The 14117-nt window shown below is 71.5% G+C and carries 12 protein-coding genes; 5 read left to right on the top strand and 7 right to left on the bottom strand.

The genetic code is table 11. The features are described 5' to 3' along the window. The first annotated feature begins 127 nt into the window (after positions 1-127). Positions 128-643: a GtrA family protein gene (locus ACZ7LS_RS29575; protein WP_385135872.1), complete on the top strand. Its 516-nt coding sequence runs from the start codon at positions 128-130 to the stop codon at positions 641-643. Between the two features lie 9 nt (positions 644-652). Here the strand turns inward: ACZ7LS_RS29575 and ACZ7LS_RS29570 are convergent, their stop codons facing one another. After that, positions 653-1927: an ATP-binding protein gene (locus tag ACZ7LS_RS29570; protein WP_382521685.1), complete on the bottom strand. Its 1275-nt coding sequence runs from the start codon at positions 1925-1927 to the stop codon at positions 653-655. 6 nt (positions 1928-1933) lie between these two features. Then, complete coding sequence (locus ACZ7LS_RS29565; RefSeq protein WP_030351003.1) at positions 1934-2611, bottom strand: response regulator transcription factor; 678 nt, start codon at positions 2609-2611, stop codon at positions 1934-1936. Between the two features lie 338 nt (positions 2612-2949). Between ACZ7LS_RS29565 and ACZ7LS_RS29560 the strand changes: the two genes are divergently transcribed. Further along, a complete protein-coding gene (locus ACZ7LS_RS29560) occupies positions 2950-4473 on the top strand; it encodes a peptide MFS transporter (protein WP_385135869.1) in 1524 nt (507 codons plus the stop codon). A gap of 232 nt (positions 4474-4705) precedes the next feature. Here the strand turns inward: ACZ7LS_RS29560 and ACZ7LS_RS29555 are convergent, their stop codons facing one another. Together ACZ7LS_RS29555 and ACZ7LS_RS29550 are read right to left on the bottom strand one after the other, a co-directional pair. Further along, a complete protein-coding gene (locus ACZ7LS_RS29555; RefSeq protein ID WP_356512765.1) occupies positions 4706-5194 on the bottom strand; it encodes an ATP-binding protein in 489 nt (162 codons plus the stop codon). A 214-nt stretch (positions 5195-5408) separates the two neighbouring features. Then, positions 5409-5777: an STAS domain-containing protein gene (locus tag ACZ7LS_RS29550; protein ID WP_382521694.1), complete on the bottom strand. Its 369-nt coding sequence runs from the start codon at positions 5775-5777 to the stop codon at positions 5409-5411. 286 nt (positions 5778-6063) lie between these two features. Here ACZ7LS_RS29550 and ACZ7LS_RS29545 point away from each other — a divergent pair, with 286 nt between their 5' ends. The 3 genes from ACZ7LS_RS29545 to ACZ7LS_RS29535 all read left to right on the top strand — a co-directional run bounded on the left by ACZ7LS_RS29545 (position 6064) and on the right by ACZ7LS_RS29535 (position 10512). Beyond that, positions 6064-6981 carry an RNA polymerase sigma factor SigF gene (locus ACZ7LS_RS29545; protein WP_382521697.1) on the top strand — a complete coding sequence of 306 codons (918 nt, stop codon included), beginning with the start codon at positions 6064-6066 and terminating at the stop codon, positions 6979-6981. Between the two features lie 227 nt (positions 6982-7208). Further along, the gene (locus tag ACZ7LS_RS29540) at positions 7209-8393 is read left to right on the top strand and encodes a DegT/DnrJ/EryC1/StrS family aminotransferase (RefSeq protein WP_382673153.1); all 1185 of its coding nucleotides are present in this window, start codon (positions 7209-7211) and stop codon (positions 8391-8393) included. Continuing rightward, complete coding sequence (locus ACZ7LS_RS29535; RefSeq protein WP_469448425.1) at positions 8386-10512, top strand: lipopolysaccharide biosynthesis protein; 2127 nt, start codon at positions 8386-8388, stop codon at positions 10510-10512. The genes ACZ7LS_RS29540 and ACZ7LS_RS29535 overlap by 8 nt, the downstream gene beginning before the upstream one ends. Positions 10513-10533: 21 nt before the next feature. Here ACZ7LS_RS29535 and ACZ7LS_RS29530 read toward each other — a convergent pair whose 3' ends face one another. Genes ACZ7LS_RS29530 through ACZ7LS_RS29520 form a run of 3 tightly spaced genes read right to left on the bottom strand, consistent with a single transcriptional unit; the run spans position 10534 to position 14035 of the window. After that, on the bottom strand, positions 10534-11691 hold the full coding sequence (locus tag ACZ7LS_RS29530; RefSeq protein ID WP_385135862.1) for a glycoside hydrolase family 26 protein: 1158 nt from the start codon (positions 11689-11691) through the stop codon (positions 10534-10536). Then, positions 11688-12119, bottom strand: a complete 432-nt coding sequence (locus ACZ7LS_RS29525) for a hypothetical protein (RefSeq protein ID WP_385135860.1) — start codon at positions 12117-12119, stop codon at positions 11688-11690. Before ACZ7LS_RS29525 ends, ACZ7LS_RS29530 begins: the two co-directional genes overlap by 4 nt. Continuing rightward, a complete protein-coding gene (locus ACZ7LS_RS29520) occupies positions 12116-14035 on the bottom strand; it encodes a hypothetical protein (protein ID WP_385135857.1) in 1920 nt (639 codons plus the stop codon). The genes ACZ7LS_RS29525 and ACZ7LS_RS29520 overlap by 4 nt, the downstream gene beginning before the upstream one ends. Positions 14036-14117: the final 82 nt, after the last annotated feature.

The raw sequence follows: 14117 nt of genomic DNA, 5'->3' as shown, positions 1-14117 counted from the left end.
CGGGCGTCCCCCGTACGGGCGCCACCCACCGTGACCGAGTGTGACGTACGGTCGCCCAGGCGGCCGAAGGGGCCGCTGGTTAGCATGGTTCGGAACTGACGCCGACCGGACGGGGCTGAACGGGCATATGAGCGAACGGGGCGCACTCCGCGTGCGACTGGACCGGCTCGTCCGCGAGGTGGTCAAGTTCGGCGCGGTGGGCGGCGCGGGGCTGCTGGTCAACCTGCTGGTCTTCAATCTCGTGCGGCACACCACCACGCTCCCCGTGGTCCGGGCCAGCATCCTGGCGACCGTCGTCGCGATCGCCTTCAACTACGTGGGCTTCCGCTACTTCACCTACCGGGACCGGGACAAGAGCCGCCGCACGAAGGAGCTGACGCTCTTCCTGCTGTTCAGCGTGGTCGGCCTGGTCATCGAGAACGGTGTGCTCTACGCGGCGACGTACGGCTTCGGCTGGGACAGCCCGCTCCAGAGCAATGTCTTCAAGTTCCTCGGTATCGGGATCGCGACGCTCTTCCGCTTCTGGTCGTACCGGACCTGGGTGTTCCGCGCCCAGCCCGCGGCGGCGGCAGCGGCCGCGGATCTGCCGGACGAATCGTTCCTGGAGCCGAAGCCCCCGCGCCCCGACCGCGTCCGCGGCTGAGCAGCCCGCTCAGCGGACCGGCGACTCCGGGGACTTCGGCGTCTTGCGCGTACCGGCCTCCCGGCTGAGGAAGAGCGCGAAGACCGGCGGCTGCTGCTGGAGCAGCTCAAGACGGCCGCCGTCCGCCTCGGCCAGGTCGCGGGCGACGGCGAGGCCGATCCCGGTGGAGTTGCGGCCGCTGATGGTGCGCTCGAAGATCCGCGCCCCGAGGTCCGCCGGGACGCCGGGCCCCTCGTCGGTCACCTCGATGACGGACTGGTTGCCGGTGACGCGGGTGCGCAGGGCGACCGTACCGCCGCCGTGCATGAGCGAGTTCTCGATCAGCGCGGCCAGCACCTGGGCGACCGCGCCGGGCGTGCCGACGGCCCGCATCCCCTGCCGGCCCGAGCAGACGATGGCCCGCCCGGCGCTGCGATAGGCCGGGCGCCACTCCTCGATCTGCTGTTTGACGACCTCGTCGAGGTCGAAGGCGACGGCGGAGCCGGTCCGCGGGTCGCGCGCGTTGGTGAGCAGCCGTTCCACCACATCGGTCAGCCGCTCGACCTGCGCCAGCGCGACCATCGCCTCCTCCTTCACCGTGTCCAGGTCATCGGTGGCGGAGATCTCCTCCAGCCGCATGGACAGGGCGGTCAGCGGCGTACGGAGCTGGTGCGAGGCGTCGGCGGCGAGCCGCCGCTCGGCGGTGAGCATCCGGGCGATGCGCTCGGCGCTGGAGTCGAGGACATCGGCGACCCGGTCCAGCTCGGGCACCGCGTACCGCTTGTGCCGGGGGCGCGGGTCGCCGGAGCCGAGGCGCTCCGCGGTCTCCGCGAGATCGGTGAGCGGGGAGGCGAGCTTGTTGGCCTGGCGTACGGCGAGCAGGACGGCGGCGATGACCGCGAGCAGCGCCACCGCGCCGATGATCAGCAGGGTGCGGCCGACCTCGCGGGTCACCGAGGAGCGGGGCTCCTCGACGGTGACGATCTCGCCCTCCTCGCCCTTCTCCTTGGCCCGGATGACGCTGCCGGTCGGCCGCTCGCCGATCTCGACGACGGGCCGGCCCGGGATCTCGATCCGGGCGTACCGCGTCCGGTCGATCTGCTCGGCCAGCACCTTGGCGGTGACGTTGTCGCCGCCGAGGAGGCGGCCGTCGACGATGCTCACCAGCCGCACCGCCTCGGAGTCCACGCTCTCCTGGGCGCTGCTGCTGATCGTGCGGGTCTCGACGATGACGAGCGAGACCCCGAAGACGGCGATGACGACGAGCACCACGGCGAGCGTGGAGTTGATCAGACGGCGGCGCAAGGTGCCTTAGCTCTTCTCGAACCGGAAGCCGACGCCCCGTACGGTGGCGATATAGCGCGGGTTGGCCGCGTCGTCCCCGAGCTTCTTGCGGAGCCAGGAGATGTGCATGTCGAGGGTCTTGGTCGACGACCACCAGGTGGTGTCCCAGACCTCGCGCATCAGCTGGTCGCGGGTGACGACCCGGCCCGCGTCCCGTACCAGGACCCGCAGCAGGTCGAACTCCTTGGCGGTGAGCTGGAGTTCCTCGTCGCCCATCCAGGCGCGGTGCGACTCGACATCGATCCGTACGCCATGGGTGGCGGGGGCGGGCACGGGGTCCGAGGCGCCGCGCCGGAGCAGCGCCCGTACCCGCGCCAGCAGCTCCGCGAGCCGGAAGGGCTTGGTCACGTAGTCGTCGGCGCCGGCGTCCAGGCCGACCACGGTGTCCACCTCGTCGGCGCGGGCGGTCAGCACCAGGATCGGCACGGCGTGGCCTTCGGCGCGCAGCCGGCGGGCGACTTCGAGGCCGTCCATCCCGGGCAGGCCCAGGTCGAGTACGACCAGGTCGACTCCGCCCTGGAGTCCGGCGTCCAGCGCGGTCGGACCGTCTTCGCGGACCTCGACCTCGTAACCCTCCCGACGCAGGGCGCGGGCCAGCGGCTCCGAGATGGAAGCGTCGTCCTCGGCGAGCAGTACACGGGTCATGGGGTGATGGTAGACCGCACGGGGCGGCGCTTGGGCCCTGCTCGGCGATGCCTTCAGGATCGTGTGCGATCAGATGATCTACCTTCGAATATAAGAGTCTGACTGCACCAAACCCTGTGATCCATCCCTCAAGTCCTTCCTTATACGACTCTGTCATGTCGTATGGTGTCGAGACGCATGTAGTACCACTAGGAGACCTTTGGCCTGCTGAGTGCCAAGGGTCTCTTCTCTGCGTCTCCGCGCCGGGGACGGCCTGTACCGCCCCGGCCCGCCCCCCCCCACACCGGGCGCGTCACCGCTGACCGAGCGGCGCGTCCCGAGCAAGCAAGGATCGACCCATGGCGTCCAGCCTGACGAAGGACTCGCCCAGCGCCCCCGCCGGACCCGAGAAGACCTTCTTCGGCCACCCCCGCGGACTGGCCACGCTCTTCATGACCGAGATGTGGGAGCGCTTCAGCTTCTACGGCATGAGGGCCCTGCTCACGATCTATCTGATCTCCGGTGGTCCCGACGCCTCGAAGGGGCTTCAGGGCGGCGGCCTCGGGATGGATCTGGCCACCACCACGGCCGTCTACTCCATCTATCTGTCCATGGTCTATCTGCTGGCGATGCCCGGCGGCTGGCTGGGGGACAGACTCTGGGGCCCGCGCAAGACCGTCACGATCGCGGCCTGCACGATCATGGCGGGCCATCTCACCCTCGCCCTGCCGGGCACGGGAAGCTTCTTCGCCGGTCTGGCACTGGTGGCGCTCGGCTCGGGCCTGCTGAAGGCCAATATCTCCACGATGGTCGGCCATCTCTACGACGGCCCCAACGACCCGCGCCGTGACGGCGGGTTCACCATCTTCTACATGGGCATCAACATCGGTGCCTTCTTCGCCCCGCTGATCATCGGCACCGTCGGCGAGACCTACAACTGGCACCTCGGCTTCGCCCTCGCCGCCGTCGGCATGGGTATCGGCCTGGTCATGTTCCTGCTCGGCACGAAACATCTGAGCCCGGAGAGCAGCCGCGTCCCGACCCCGCTCTCCCGCGAGGAGCGCGTCACCTGGCTGCGCAAGGGCATGACGTGGCTGCTGATCGCCGCCGTCTTCTACGGCGCCGTCGGCCTCAGCGGCAACTTCACCCTCAACTGGGCGATGGTCCCGCTGACGCTCGCGGGCATCGCGATCCCGGCCGCCGTGCTGATCAGGATCAAGCGCGACAAGGAGCTGTCGGCGGCCGAGCAGAGCAGGATGTCCGGGTACATCTGGTTCTTCGTGGCCGCGGCCGTGTTCTGGATGATCTACGACCAGGGCGGCTCCACCGTCCAGGCGTTCGGTACGACGAAGGCCGCCGGCGAGCTGTTCGGGCTGGGCTTCCCGTCCTCCTGGTACCAGTCGCTGAACCCCGTGTTCATCATGGCGCTCGCGCCGGTCTTCGCCTGGTTCTGGCTCTGGCTGAGCCGCCGGGGGCAGGAGCCGAGCACGGTCGTGAAGTTCGCCGCCGGGCTGTTCCTCGTCGGCGTCTCGTTCTTCTTCTTCCTGATCCCGCTGGCGATGGCGGCGGACGGCACGCTGGTCAGCCCGATGTGGCTGGTGGGCATCTATCTGATCCAGACCGTGGGCGAGCTGTGCGTCTCCCCGGTGGGTCTGTCGGTGACGACGAAGATGGCGCCGGGGAAGTACGCGAGCCAGATGATGGGGGTCTGGTTCCTGGCGGTCACCGCGGGCGACTCCGTGACCGGTCTGCTCTCCATCGGCGGGGTCGATCTGGGGAAGACGGGTGTGGTGGCCCTGGAGGCGCTGCTGGCGTGCCTCGCCGGCTTCGCGGTCTTCATGTACCGCAGGAAGGTGCGGGCGCTGATGGGCGACATTCACTAGGCGACACGCACCGGGCGCTGTCTCCGGGCCAGTGCGCGGGCGACATCGGCGGCCGCTGTCCGGACGGGGCGTACGCGACGAAGAGGGCCACCGCACCGGGTAAGGGTGCGGCGGCCCTCTCGTACGGGCCTCTCGTACGGGCCTCTCGTACGCGCCTCTCGTACGCGCCTCTCGTACGCGCCTCTCGTACGGGCCTCTCGCGCGGGCCGCGCACGCGCGCCCGCTACGCGCGTCACGACGGAGCGGCCAGCTCCGCCCAGACCGTCTTGCCTGCCGCGCCGGGCGTCCGTACGACTCCCCAGTCCAGGCAGAGCCGCTGGACGATGAACATGCCGTGGCCGCCGGGGCGTCCCGCGCGGTGCGGCGTACGGGGGGCCGGCTGGCCCGTACCGCGGTCCGTGACCTCAAGACGCAGCACTTTGGCGGTCTGCGCGACCCGCAGCCCCTCCGGGCCCTCGGCGTGCAGACACGCGTTGGTGACCAGTTCGGAGACGACCAGCAGTACGTCCTCCGCCGCCGCGCGCCGGTCCGCGGTCGCGGCGGGGAGCCAGCCCCAGTCGTAGAGCGCCTGGCGGGTGAAGTCGCGCGCGAGCGGTACGACACCGCTGGCGCCGGCCAGGACGAGCGACCGCACCCGAGCGTCGGACGTCGTGGCAGCGGTGCCAGCGCCGTCCGGCTCAGGGCCGAGTTCGCCCGGCGGAGGCTGCCGGGTGGTGCTCATCAGCGCTTCACCTCACCGATTCACCAATTAGCCAGTGCTTGCGTACAGAGAGTGCGGGTCCTGCTCGTTCCGCCGGGGATCTTCTGCCCGCCCGAATCGTGACAACACCCACTTCACCGATCCGGAAATCGTGACGCGGGCAACAGGGGAGCAGGAGTGTGCGTCCGGGGGCGGAAACCCGGGATGCAGACGGGATGCAGAGTAGCGGGCCGGCTCAGTCGGCCAGGGCCTCTTCGAGGGAGTCATGGACGGTGAAGACCGCGTCCGCGCCGGTGATCTCGAAGACCCGCGCCACGACGGGCAGCATCGCCGCGAGATGGACCCCGCCGCCGGCCGCGTCCGCCTTCAGGCGGGCGCCCAGCAGGACGTTGAGTCCGGTCGAATCGCAGAATTCCAGTTGCGAACAGTCGACCACCAGACGTGACCGTCCCTGTTCGAGTGCTTCGTCCAGAGGAGTCCGCAACAGGTCGGCGGTGTGGTGATCCAACTCACCCGCCGCTGTCACTACCTCGCTCCGGCCCTCGGTCCGAACTTCGACCCGAAGCCGGCCCCTGTTCGTGCTGCCGACCGTCTGGCGGTCCATGGCCGTCCCTCTTCGCCGTGTCGTGCGCCGTCGTCAGATGGTGTCGTCTCATCGTCATCACATCCCGATGACGCCCGTCGAACATTACGCCTTTCGTACGGCGATCGGTACCCAAACTCCCCCACAATAAGGACATATGAAACAATTAACACTTGCAACTGTCCGTGCCGAGCGGGTAGGGGTTGTAGGGACACATCCGACCACGGCCGGCTTTGGAGGCGCCGCACACCGCAGCAGCGCGTATTGGCATCGGCAGCCATATGCCGAGAACGTATGGAGGAGACCCATGTCACCCCGGCTCGACGACCCGCGTACCCAGCAGGCGCCGTCGGCAACGCCGCCCGCACCTTCCGAGACCGACATCACACCGCCGGCCGGCTTCGAGGGCCCGGCCGAGGGCCTTGAGGGCCTGCCCGAGATCCCGCCCTTCGGCGAGGTGGGCGCGGTGGATGCCCGAGCCCTGTCGAAGACGCTCTTCGCCCGGCTGGAGACCCTTGAAGAGGGCACGCACGAGCACGCGTACGTCCGCAACACCCTGGTCGAGCTGAATCTCGCCCTGGTGAAGTTCGCGGCCGCCCGGTTCCGCTCCCGCAGCGAACCGATGGAGGACATCGTGCAGGTCGGCACGATCGGCCTGATCAAGGCGATCGACCGCTTCGAGCTGAGCCGTGGCGTCGAGTTCCCGACCTTCGCGATGCCGACCATCGTCGGCGAGATCAAGCGCTTCTTCCGCGACACGTCGTGGTCGGTACGGGTACCGCGCAGGCTCCAGGAACTCCGCCTCGACCTCGCCAAGGCGGGCGACGAACTGGCCCAGCAGCTCGACCGGGCGCCCACCGTCGGTGAACTCGCCCACCGCCTCGGCATCACCAACGAAGAAGTCGTCGAGGGCATGGCGGCGAGCAACGCGTACACCGCCAGCTCGCTGGACGCCCAGCCCGAGGACGACGACACCGAGGGCGCGCTCGCGGACCGGATCGGTTACGAGGACCACGGGCTTGAGGGCATCGAGTACGTCGAGTCCCTGAAGCCGCTGATCGCGAGCCTGCCGACGCGGGACCGGAAGATCCTCTCCCTGCGCTTCGTCGCCAATATGACGCAGTCGGAGATCGGCGAGGAGCTCAACATCTCGCAGATGCATGTGTCCCGGCTGCTCTCCCGCACCCTGAGGAAGCTCAGAAAGGGTCTGACGCTGGAGGAGTGACGGGCCGCCCCTTCCGGGGCCGGCGCTCCCCGCTTCCGCGCCCCCGCCCCCGCTTCCGCGCCCCCGCTCCCCGCTTCACCACCCTCGCTCCCGGCTTCGGCGGCCTTATTGACGGCTCGTCCGTTATGGGCCACATTGAGCCGGGCAGGGGAGCGTGGGGAGACGCGATGGCTCGTGGGGAGGGCTGCCCGGCGGAACACTCCGCGTACGCGGAGTTGGAGACGCTGATGCGCCGCCGCCTCGGCAGGGAATGCCTGTACGTGCCGTCGTGCCGGCTCGGGCTGTATGTGGCGCTGCGCCACTGGTGCGCGCCCGGCGGGCGCGTGCTGATGTCTCCGGTCAACGACGACGTCATCCTCTTCGTGGTGCTCGCCGCCGGACTGCGCCCCGTACAGGCGCCGTTGCGCGCCCGGGACGGGTCCATCGACCCGGCGGGCCTCCCGGAGTCCGGCTGGCGCGGGCTGTCCGCCGTCCTCACCACGAACCTGTACGGAAATCCCGATCCGGCCCCCGAACTGCGCGCCCGCTGCGACGCGTTGGGGATCCCGCTCATCGAGGACGCCGCGCACGCCATCGGCAGCGAGGTGGCGGGGCGGCCGGTCGGCGCGTTCGGGGACGCGTCCGTGTTCAGCCTCTCCAAGCATGTGGGCGCCCAGAGCGGCGGCTTCCTCGCGCTCGCGGATCCGGGGCTGCGTACGGAACTTTCCAGGGCCCGTGACGCCCTGCTCGAACCCTCCCGGCTCACCGCCGAACTCGCCTACGCGCTGCGCCCGTACGCCGAGGCCGGGGTCCGGGGACTGCGGCTGGTACGGGCCGCGCGCGCCGCGCTGCGGCTGCTCGGGCGCGAGGAGCGCGCGGAGATCCGGATGCCGCTGCGGCCGGGCGAGCTGAGGCGGGCGCTCGAAACGGCCCCGGGGCTCGGCGGGTTCCACTCCTGGATCCGGGTCGACATGCACGACTACCGGCTGCGCTCGGGCCGCTCCCGGCTGCACCGTACGCGGCGGCTGCTCGGCGGCCTCGACCAGCGGCTCGCCGCGCACCTCGGGGGGACGGAGAAACTGCTGGCCAGTCCGTGGGGCGACGCCGGCGGCACGGCCGGGGCGCAGCCGCTCTTCCGGGTGCCGCTGCTGGTGGAGGACCGGGACGCGGCCATCGCCGCGCTCGCGAGACACCGCGTCACCACCGGCTATCTCTACGATCCGCCGCTCGACGCCTACGCGGGCGAGGTCTTCACCGATCCGTCGCCCGCGCCGGGGCCGGCCGCCTGGTTCGCACGGCACGCCCTGCCCGCCGACCCGCGCCGGGCGGATCAGGTGATCGCCGTACTCGACGCACTGGGCGCGCGGCCCGCGCGCTGGAAGGAACCCGTACGGCAGGTGGAGCGCGGCGAAGGGCATGGCGGCGGTGGCTGACACCACCCGGTTACGCGGGCCGGGGACCGCCGGCCCCGACGCGCCCGGCGGCGACTCGATGTTCCGCAACGCCTATGCCCTGATGCTCTCCACCGGCGTCTCCGCCGCCCTGGGCCTGGGTTTCTGGCTGGTCGCCGCGCGCTACTACACCGAGGAGGCGGTCGGCCAGGGCTCGGCCGCCATCGCCGCGATGCGGCTGCTCGCCTCGCTCACCGCCACCACCATGATCGGCGCGGTGGTGCGGTACGTACCGCGCGCGGGCCGCGCCACCGGCGCGCTGGTGTGGCGTACGTACGCGGTCAGTTCGCTGGTCGTCTGCGCCGCCTGTGTGGTGTTCCTGGCGACGCTCGATCTGTGGGGTCCCTCGTACGCGCCGCTCGACGGGGTCACGGCCGGAATCGTCTTCACCGCGGCCTGTGTCGCCTGGGCGCTGCTCACTCTCCAGGACGGCGTGCTGACCGGGCTGCGCAGGGCGTTCTGGGTGCCCGTCGGCAACGCCGCGTTCTCCCTCGGCAAGCTGCTCCTGCTGGCCGCGTTCGCCACGGCCATGCCGGTCCTCGGGGTCTTCGTCTCCTGGGCGGCGGCCATCGCCCTGTCCGTCCTGCCGCTCGGCTGGCTGGTCTTCCGCAGGCTGATCCCCCGCCAGGCCGCCGCCGACCACGACCGCGAGCCGCCCCGGGCGCGCGACATCGGACGGTTCCTCGCCGGGGACTCGGTCGGGGCGCTGTTCAGTCTGGCGATGATCAATCTGCTGCCGGTGCTGGTCGCGGTCCGCTTCAACGCCGCGCACAATGCCTTCTTCTACACCGCCTACACCGTCGGCGGCACGATGGAGTTCATGGCCATCAACATGGCCTCCTCGCTCACCGCGCACGCCTCGCACAGCCCGGACCGGCTGGCCGAGGGGGTGCGCGGGGCGCTGCGCCGGATGACGGTGCTGCTCGTGCCGGTGGTGCTGGTGCTGGTGGTCTTCGCGCCACAGATCCTCGCGCCGTTCGGGGCGGACTACGCGCGGCACGGCACGACGGTCCTGCGGCTGCTCGCCGCCGCCGCGCTCCCCCGGGTGGTCGTGGAGCTGTACATCGGGGTGCTGCGGGTCCAGGGGCGTACGGGCATGCTCGCCGCGCTCCAGGGCGCCATGTGCGTGCTCGTCCTCGGCAGCGCCCTGTTGCTGCTCGGTCCGGCGGGGATCGCCGGGGCGGGGCTGGCGATGCTGCTGTCGATGACGGTGATGGCGCTGATCGCGGCGCCGGGGCTGCGGGCGGCCCTGCGGAGCACGCGCGGCAGGCGGGCGCCCCGCCGGAAGGACACCGACGGGTACGGCACCGACTGGGCCCGTGAGGCCGCGCGGCTCCGCGCGGAGGCCTTGGCCGCCCCGGTCCATGTGCTGCCCGTACCCGCGAACTCCCCGGTCTCCGCCGCCTCCCCGGACTCCCCCGCGCCCCACCTTTCCGGCGCCTCCGCCGCTTCCGCCGCTTCCGCCGTGGACGAGAGCCGCACCGTCACCGTGCTCTGGCTGCTGTTCGGGCTGGCGGCCGGGCTGTTCTGGCCGCCGCTCGTCCGCCTCGGGGACATCGGCCGCGACCGGCTGACCGGTACCGAACTGCTGGCCGCCCTGCCCCCGTCGACGCTCGTCGCGGGCATTCTGCTGATCGTCGTCCAGTGCGCCGCCGTCTCGCTCGTACGGCCGGGCCCGGCGCTGCTCGCGCTCGGGCCGCCGGCCACCTTCGCCGCGCTGCACAGCGCGCCCGTACTGCTGGGCGTACGGCCCGACCGGGCGTCGGGGCCCTGGCACGAGCCGGTCGCGCGGCTCCTCGCCGATCTCCTCGCCGGTGTCTCCGACGCTGACGGTGTCCTGCGGGCGCTGCCCGTCGCTCTGCAACTGCTCTGCCTGGGGCTGGCCGCCGTCGCCCTGTGGGCGCTGGGGACGGACGGGCGCGTCACGACGGGTGCGGTGTGGGTGCTCGCGGTGGCGGGCTGGGCGGGGCAGCAGGAGTTCGCGGCGCAGGCGGTGCCGCTGACCCTGGGGGTGTGCGCGGTGGCCGCGACCGCGCCGGCCGTACGGGCGGTACGAGCCGTACGGGCCGCACGGGCCGCACGGGCCGCACGGCGGCGTTAGCGTACGGGCCGCACGGCGGCGTCACCGCGCCGGGAGCCGCTGACGGAAGTACGGGGCGCGCCCCGCCTCGCGGTACCCCTCAAGCGCCGGGCCCCTGTCCACCGTCAGATCGCAGCCCTCGCCCGGCACCGGCCGGTTCCAGTGGACCAGCGCCCGCACCCCCGGCAGCGTCGGCACCAGCGCCGGGATCTCGCGGTACCAGTCACGCTGCCGGCCGGGCCGGTCCGGGTCGGGTGCCGTGCTGAACTCGGCGAGCATGACGGGTTTCGTGGCGGACACGTTCGCCCGCAGCCACTCGTAGGACGGCCGCTGGCTGCGCTCGAAGTCCAGCCAGTTCTCCGAATCGTGGCAGCGGAAGTAGTTGTACTGGTCCATGCCGATCCAGTCGACGTAGTCGTCGCCCGGATAGAGGGACTTCATCAGTCCGGCGTTGCCCAGATAGCCGGAGACCGTCCACACCCACACCACGTTGTCCACGCCGAGCCGCTCGAACCGGTCGTGGAGGTGGCGGTAGGCGGCGACGAACTCCTCGGGCGTGCCCGCGTCCGGCGTACGGAAGTCGGCCTCCTGGTCGAAGGAGAGGAAGACGCGCTCGCCGTACGCCTTGAGGCGCCGGGCCTGCGGATCGATGATCTCCTCGTCGAACGTCCCGTCGGCGACCGCGCGCCAGCCGAGCTGGGTCTCGGTCCAGTTCTCGTGGTGCGGCTCGGTCCATACGGTGGACTCCCAGGCCAGCATCAGCAACCGGTCCCGGCCCAGCTCGCGTTCGTCGGAGGTGAGCAGCACTCCGTCCCGTTCGGTGCGGGACATGTCGTGGTAGTTGTGGACGAGGTCGAGCCTGCGCCCGATCTTCTTCTCGAAGGCGTACACCGCGTCCTTGAGCGAGCCGTCGCGCGCGTAGGGGATGTACGCGCCCCACCAGGCCCCGCACGGGGGTTCCAGCAACGCGGTCGGCGCACATGATCCGTGCGCCGCGTCCTGGTCCGTGTCCGCCGTGCCGCCCCGGGCGTGCCAGACACCGATCGCGGCGAGCAGCGCCCCCACGGCGGCCAGGACGAGGGCCGGCCAGGCCGTGCCGCCGGACCGGGGTGTGCCGCGCCGCCGAGCGCCGGAGCCGGGGGTGCGCCGCCGCGCTCCAGGAGCTTCTCCGGACCTGGAAGCGCCCTCCGTGCCCGTCATCGGCCGTTGCCGGCGGCGGGTCCGGCGCGCTCGTCCCTCCTGGGACGCCGCTCCACCGCCCCACGGGTCGCGGCGGGCAGCGGCAGGGCGGGCAGCGGTGCCACGGCCGTGCAGAACGCGGCGAGCGACACCAGGAACACCGTGGCCGTGAAGCCCCGCACCAGAAAGAGCGCGGTGGCCGTGAGCGTCGCGAGGGACAGGCTCAGCGGCGCGGCGAGCGCCAGCGCCTCCAGCCGGGCGCCGGGCCGCAGACCGCGCGGCAGCGGGAGCAGCAGCGCGCAGCCGGGGCCGAGGAGGACGAAGAGCAGGACGGGTATCCAGCGCAGCGGTACGCCGTCGGGCAGTTCCGTCGCGGCGAGCGCCGGCCAGCCGGAGAGCGCGAGGGCGGCTCTGAGCCAGGGCCCGGCCGGTGTCCTGGTGTCGTTCACCGTGGCTTCTCCTCAACCGCGTACGTACCTCGCGTACCTGGCGGGCCTTGGGATCCTGGCGTTTCCCCGGTTTCCCGGGTTCCCCGGGTTCCCCTGGTTCCCCGGGGCACGTGTTCCAGTTCGAGCCCGTGCTCGCTCTCCTCCACGACCCGGAAATACGGCGAGCGCTTCAGCGCCTCGCTCATCCGGTCGAAGCCGCCCGGCGGCAGATAGCCCTCGCCGGTGGTGGCCTCCTCCTGCGAGGGGGTGAGGATCACGAACGCCGGGCGCCCGTCCGGGATGCCCGCGTCGAGATACCCGGCCGGATCCCGGAGCATCTTCAGGTTCTCCGGCACTTCCTGTTCGGTGAAGAACCAGCGCTCGTAGTGGTCGTAGCGATAGTACGCGCCGGGGAACGACCCCGTGGTGGCGAGGATCAGCGCCCCGTCCGGCGCGCGGTCGTAGGCCCGCTTCACGAACGCGGTCTCGGCGGGCGGCGCGTACTGCATGCCTTCCTTGCCGTAGTACGACGGCAGGAAGCCCGCCAGCAGGGCGATGAGCGCCACGGGCAGCGCGACCGCCGACACGCCGCGCGCCACCCGCCGCGCCCTTCCCGTTCCCGCGACGGCGGGGACGAGCGCGGCGGCGGCGAAGAAGGCCGTGCCCGGCAGCCCGAACAGATAGACGCGGAACAGCATTTCGCCGCCGTAGTCGTTGACGGCGAACAGCGGGACGGGGGCGGCGACGGCCAGCAGCAGTGGCAGGGCGCTCCGTACCAGCCGGCGTCTCAGCAGAACGGCCGCGCCGGCGAGGCCGCCCAGGACCAGCACCATCAGGATGTTGGCGTTCCCCACCAGCTCGGGCCCCGGGCCGGTCGGTTCACCGGCGAATCCCGCGCGGGAGTTGTTCAGCAGATCGCCCGCCGAGTCGCGCAGGGTGCTCAGCGTGTCCAGGAACAGCACCCGCCCCATCGTCAGATCCCAGACGAGCATCAGCACGCCGGTGACCACGAGCAGCCCGAGATTGCGGTAACGGCGGGTCAGGCAGAGGGCCGTCAGCGTCATGCAGAGCATCACCGGGGTCAGCTGGTGCGAGGCGTTGACGGCCGCGATGAGCGGCGCCAGGATCGCCACGCCCGCCGCCCGCTGACGTGTGGTGGTGGGCGGCGGCACGGACGCGGCGGCCGGGTCGAGCAGGGACCGGTCGCGCAGCCGCCCGGCGGATCCCGGCCGTACGAAATGCCGTACGACCACGGCGAACACGGTCAGGAAGAGCAGATAGGCGAAGCCCTGCGGGGACAGATAGTCCTGGCCCACCCAGTTGGCGAGCTGGAAGATCCAGACGGCGGACCACACCAGCCGCCAGTCGTCGGTGAAGGTGCGGTAGACCAGGATCAGGACGGGCAGCGTCAGCAGTCCGAACAGGACCGGCGCCCAGTTGGTGTACGAGGCGGCGCCCGTCACCCCGAAGGCCCGGATGAGGGCCGCGTTGAGCGAGAAGAAGCCCGGCCACTGGTCGTACGCGGACATGCCGCCGGAGAGTTCGACGTGCGGGTATACGGTCCCCTCGGCCAGCAGCCTGGCGATCACGGCGTCGTGTTTGGACGCCCAGGCGTAGCGGACGGAGTCGTAGAGGAGGGCGGGCGGCGCCTTGAGCGCCACCAGCATCGCGACGCAGTAGGACAGCGGCCACCAGGGAGCGGTGCCCGCCCGGCGCAGGCTCAGCAGAAAACCGGCCGAGAGCACGACCAGCGAGGCGTAGAAGGCGACGGGGAAACGGTCGAGGAGTCCGAAGTCCCCGATGTCCCGGAAACCTATTCTCGGCAGCGACCAGGCCCAGAGCCCTGCCGCCACCGCCAACAGGAGCCAGGACAGCGGCTGTTGCAGCCGGAACGGCGTGAGCGCGCGGAACGGGGCAGCGGGCGGGCGTGGCGGCATGGCGGACAGGCGGGACGGGCGGGACAGGCGGGACAGGCGGGACGGGGCAGTGGGCAGGTGGGACGGGGTGGCGGACGGATGG

Source organism: Streptomyces sp. NPDC039430, assembly GCF_055639435.1.
This window is presented reverse-complemented; position numbering and strand designations above follow the sequence as displayed.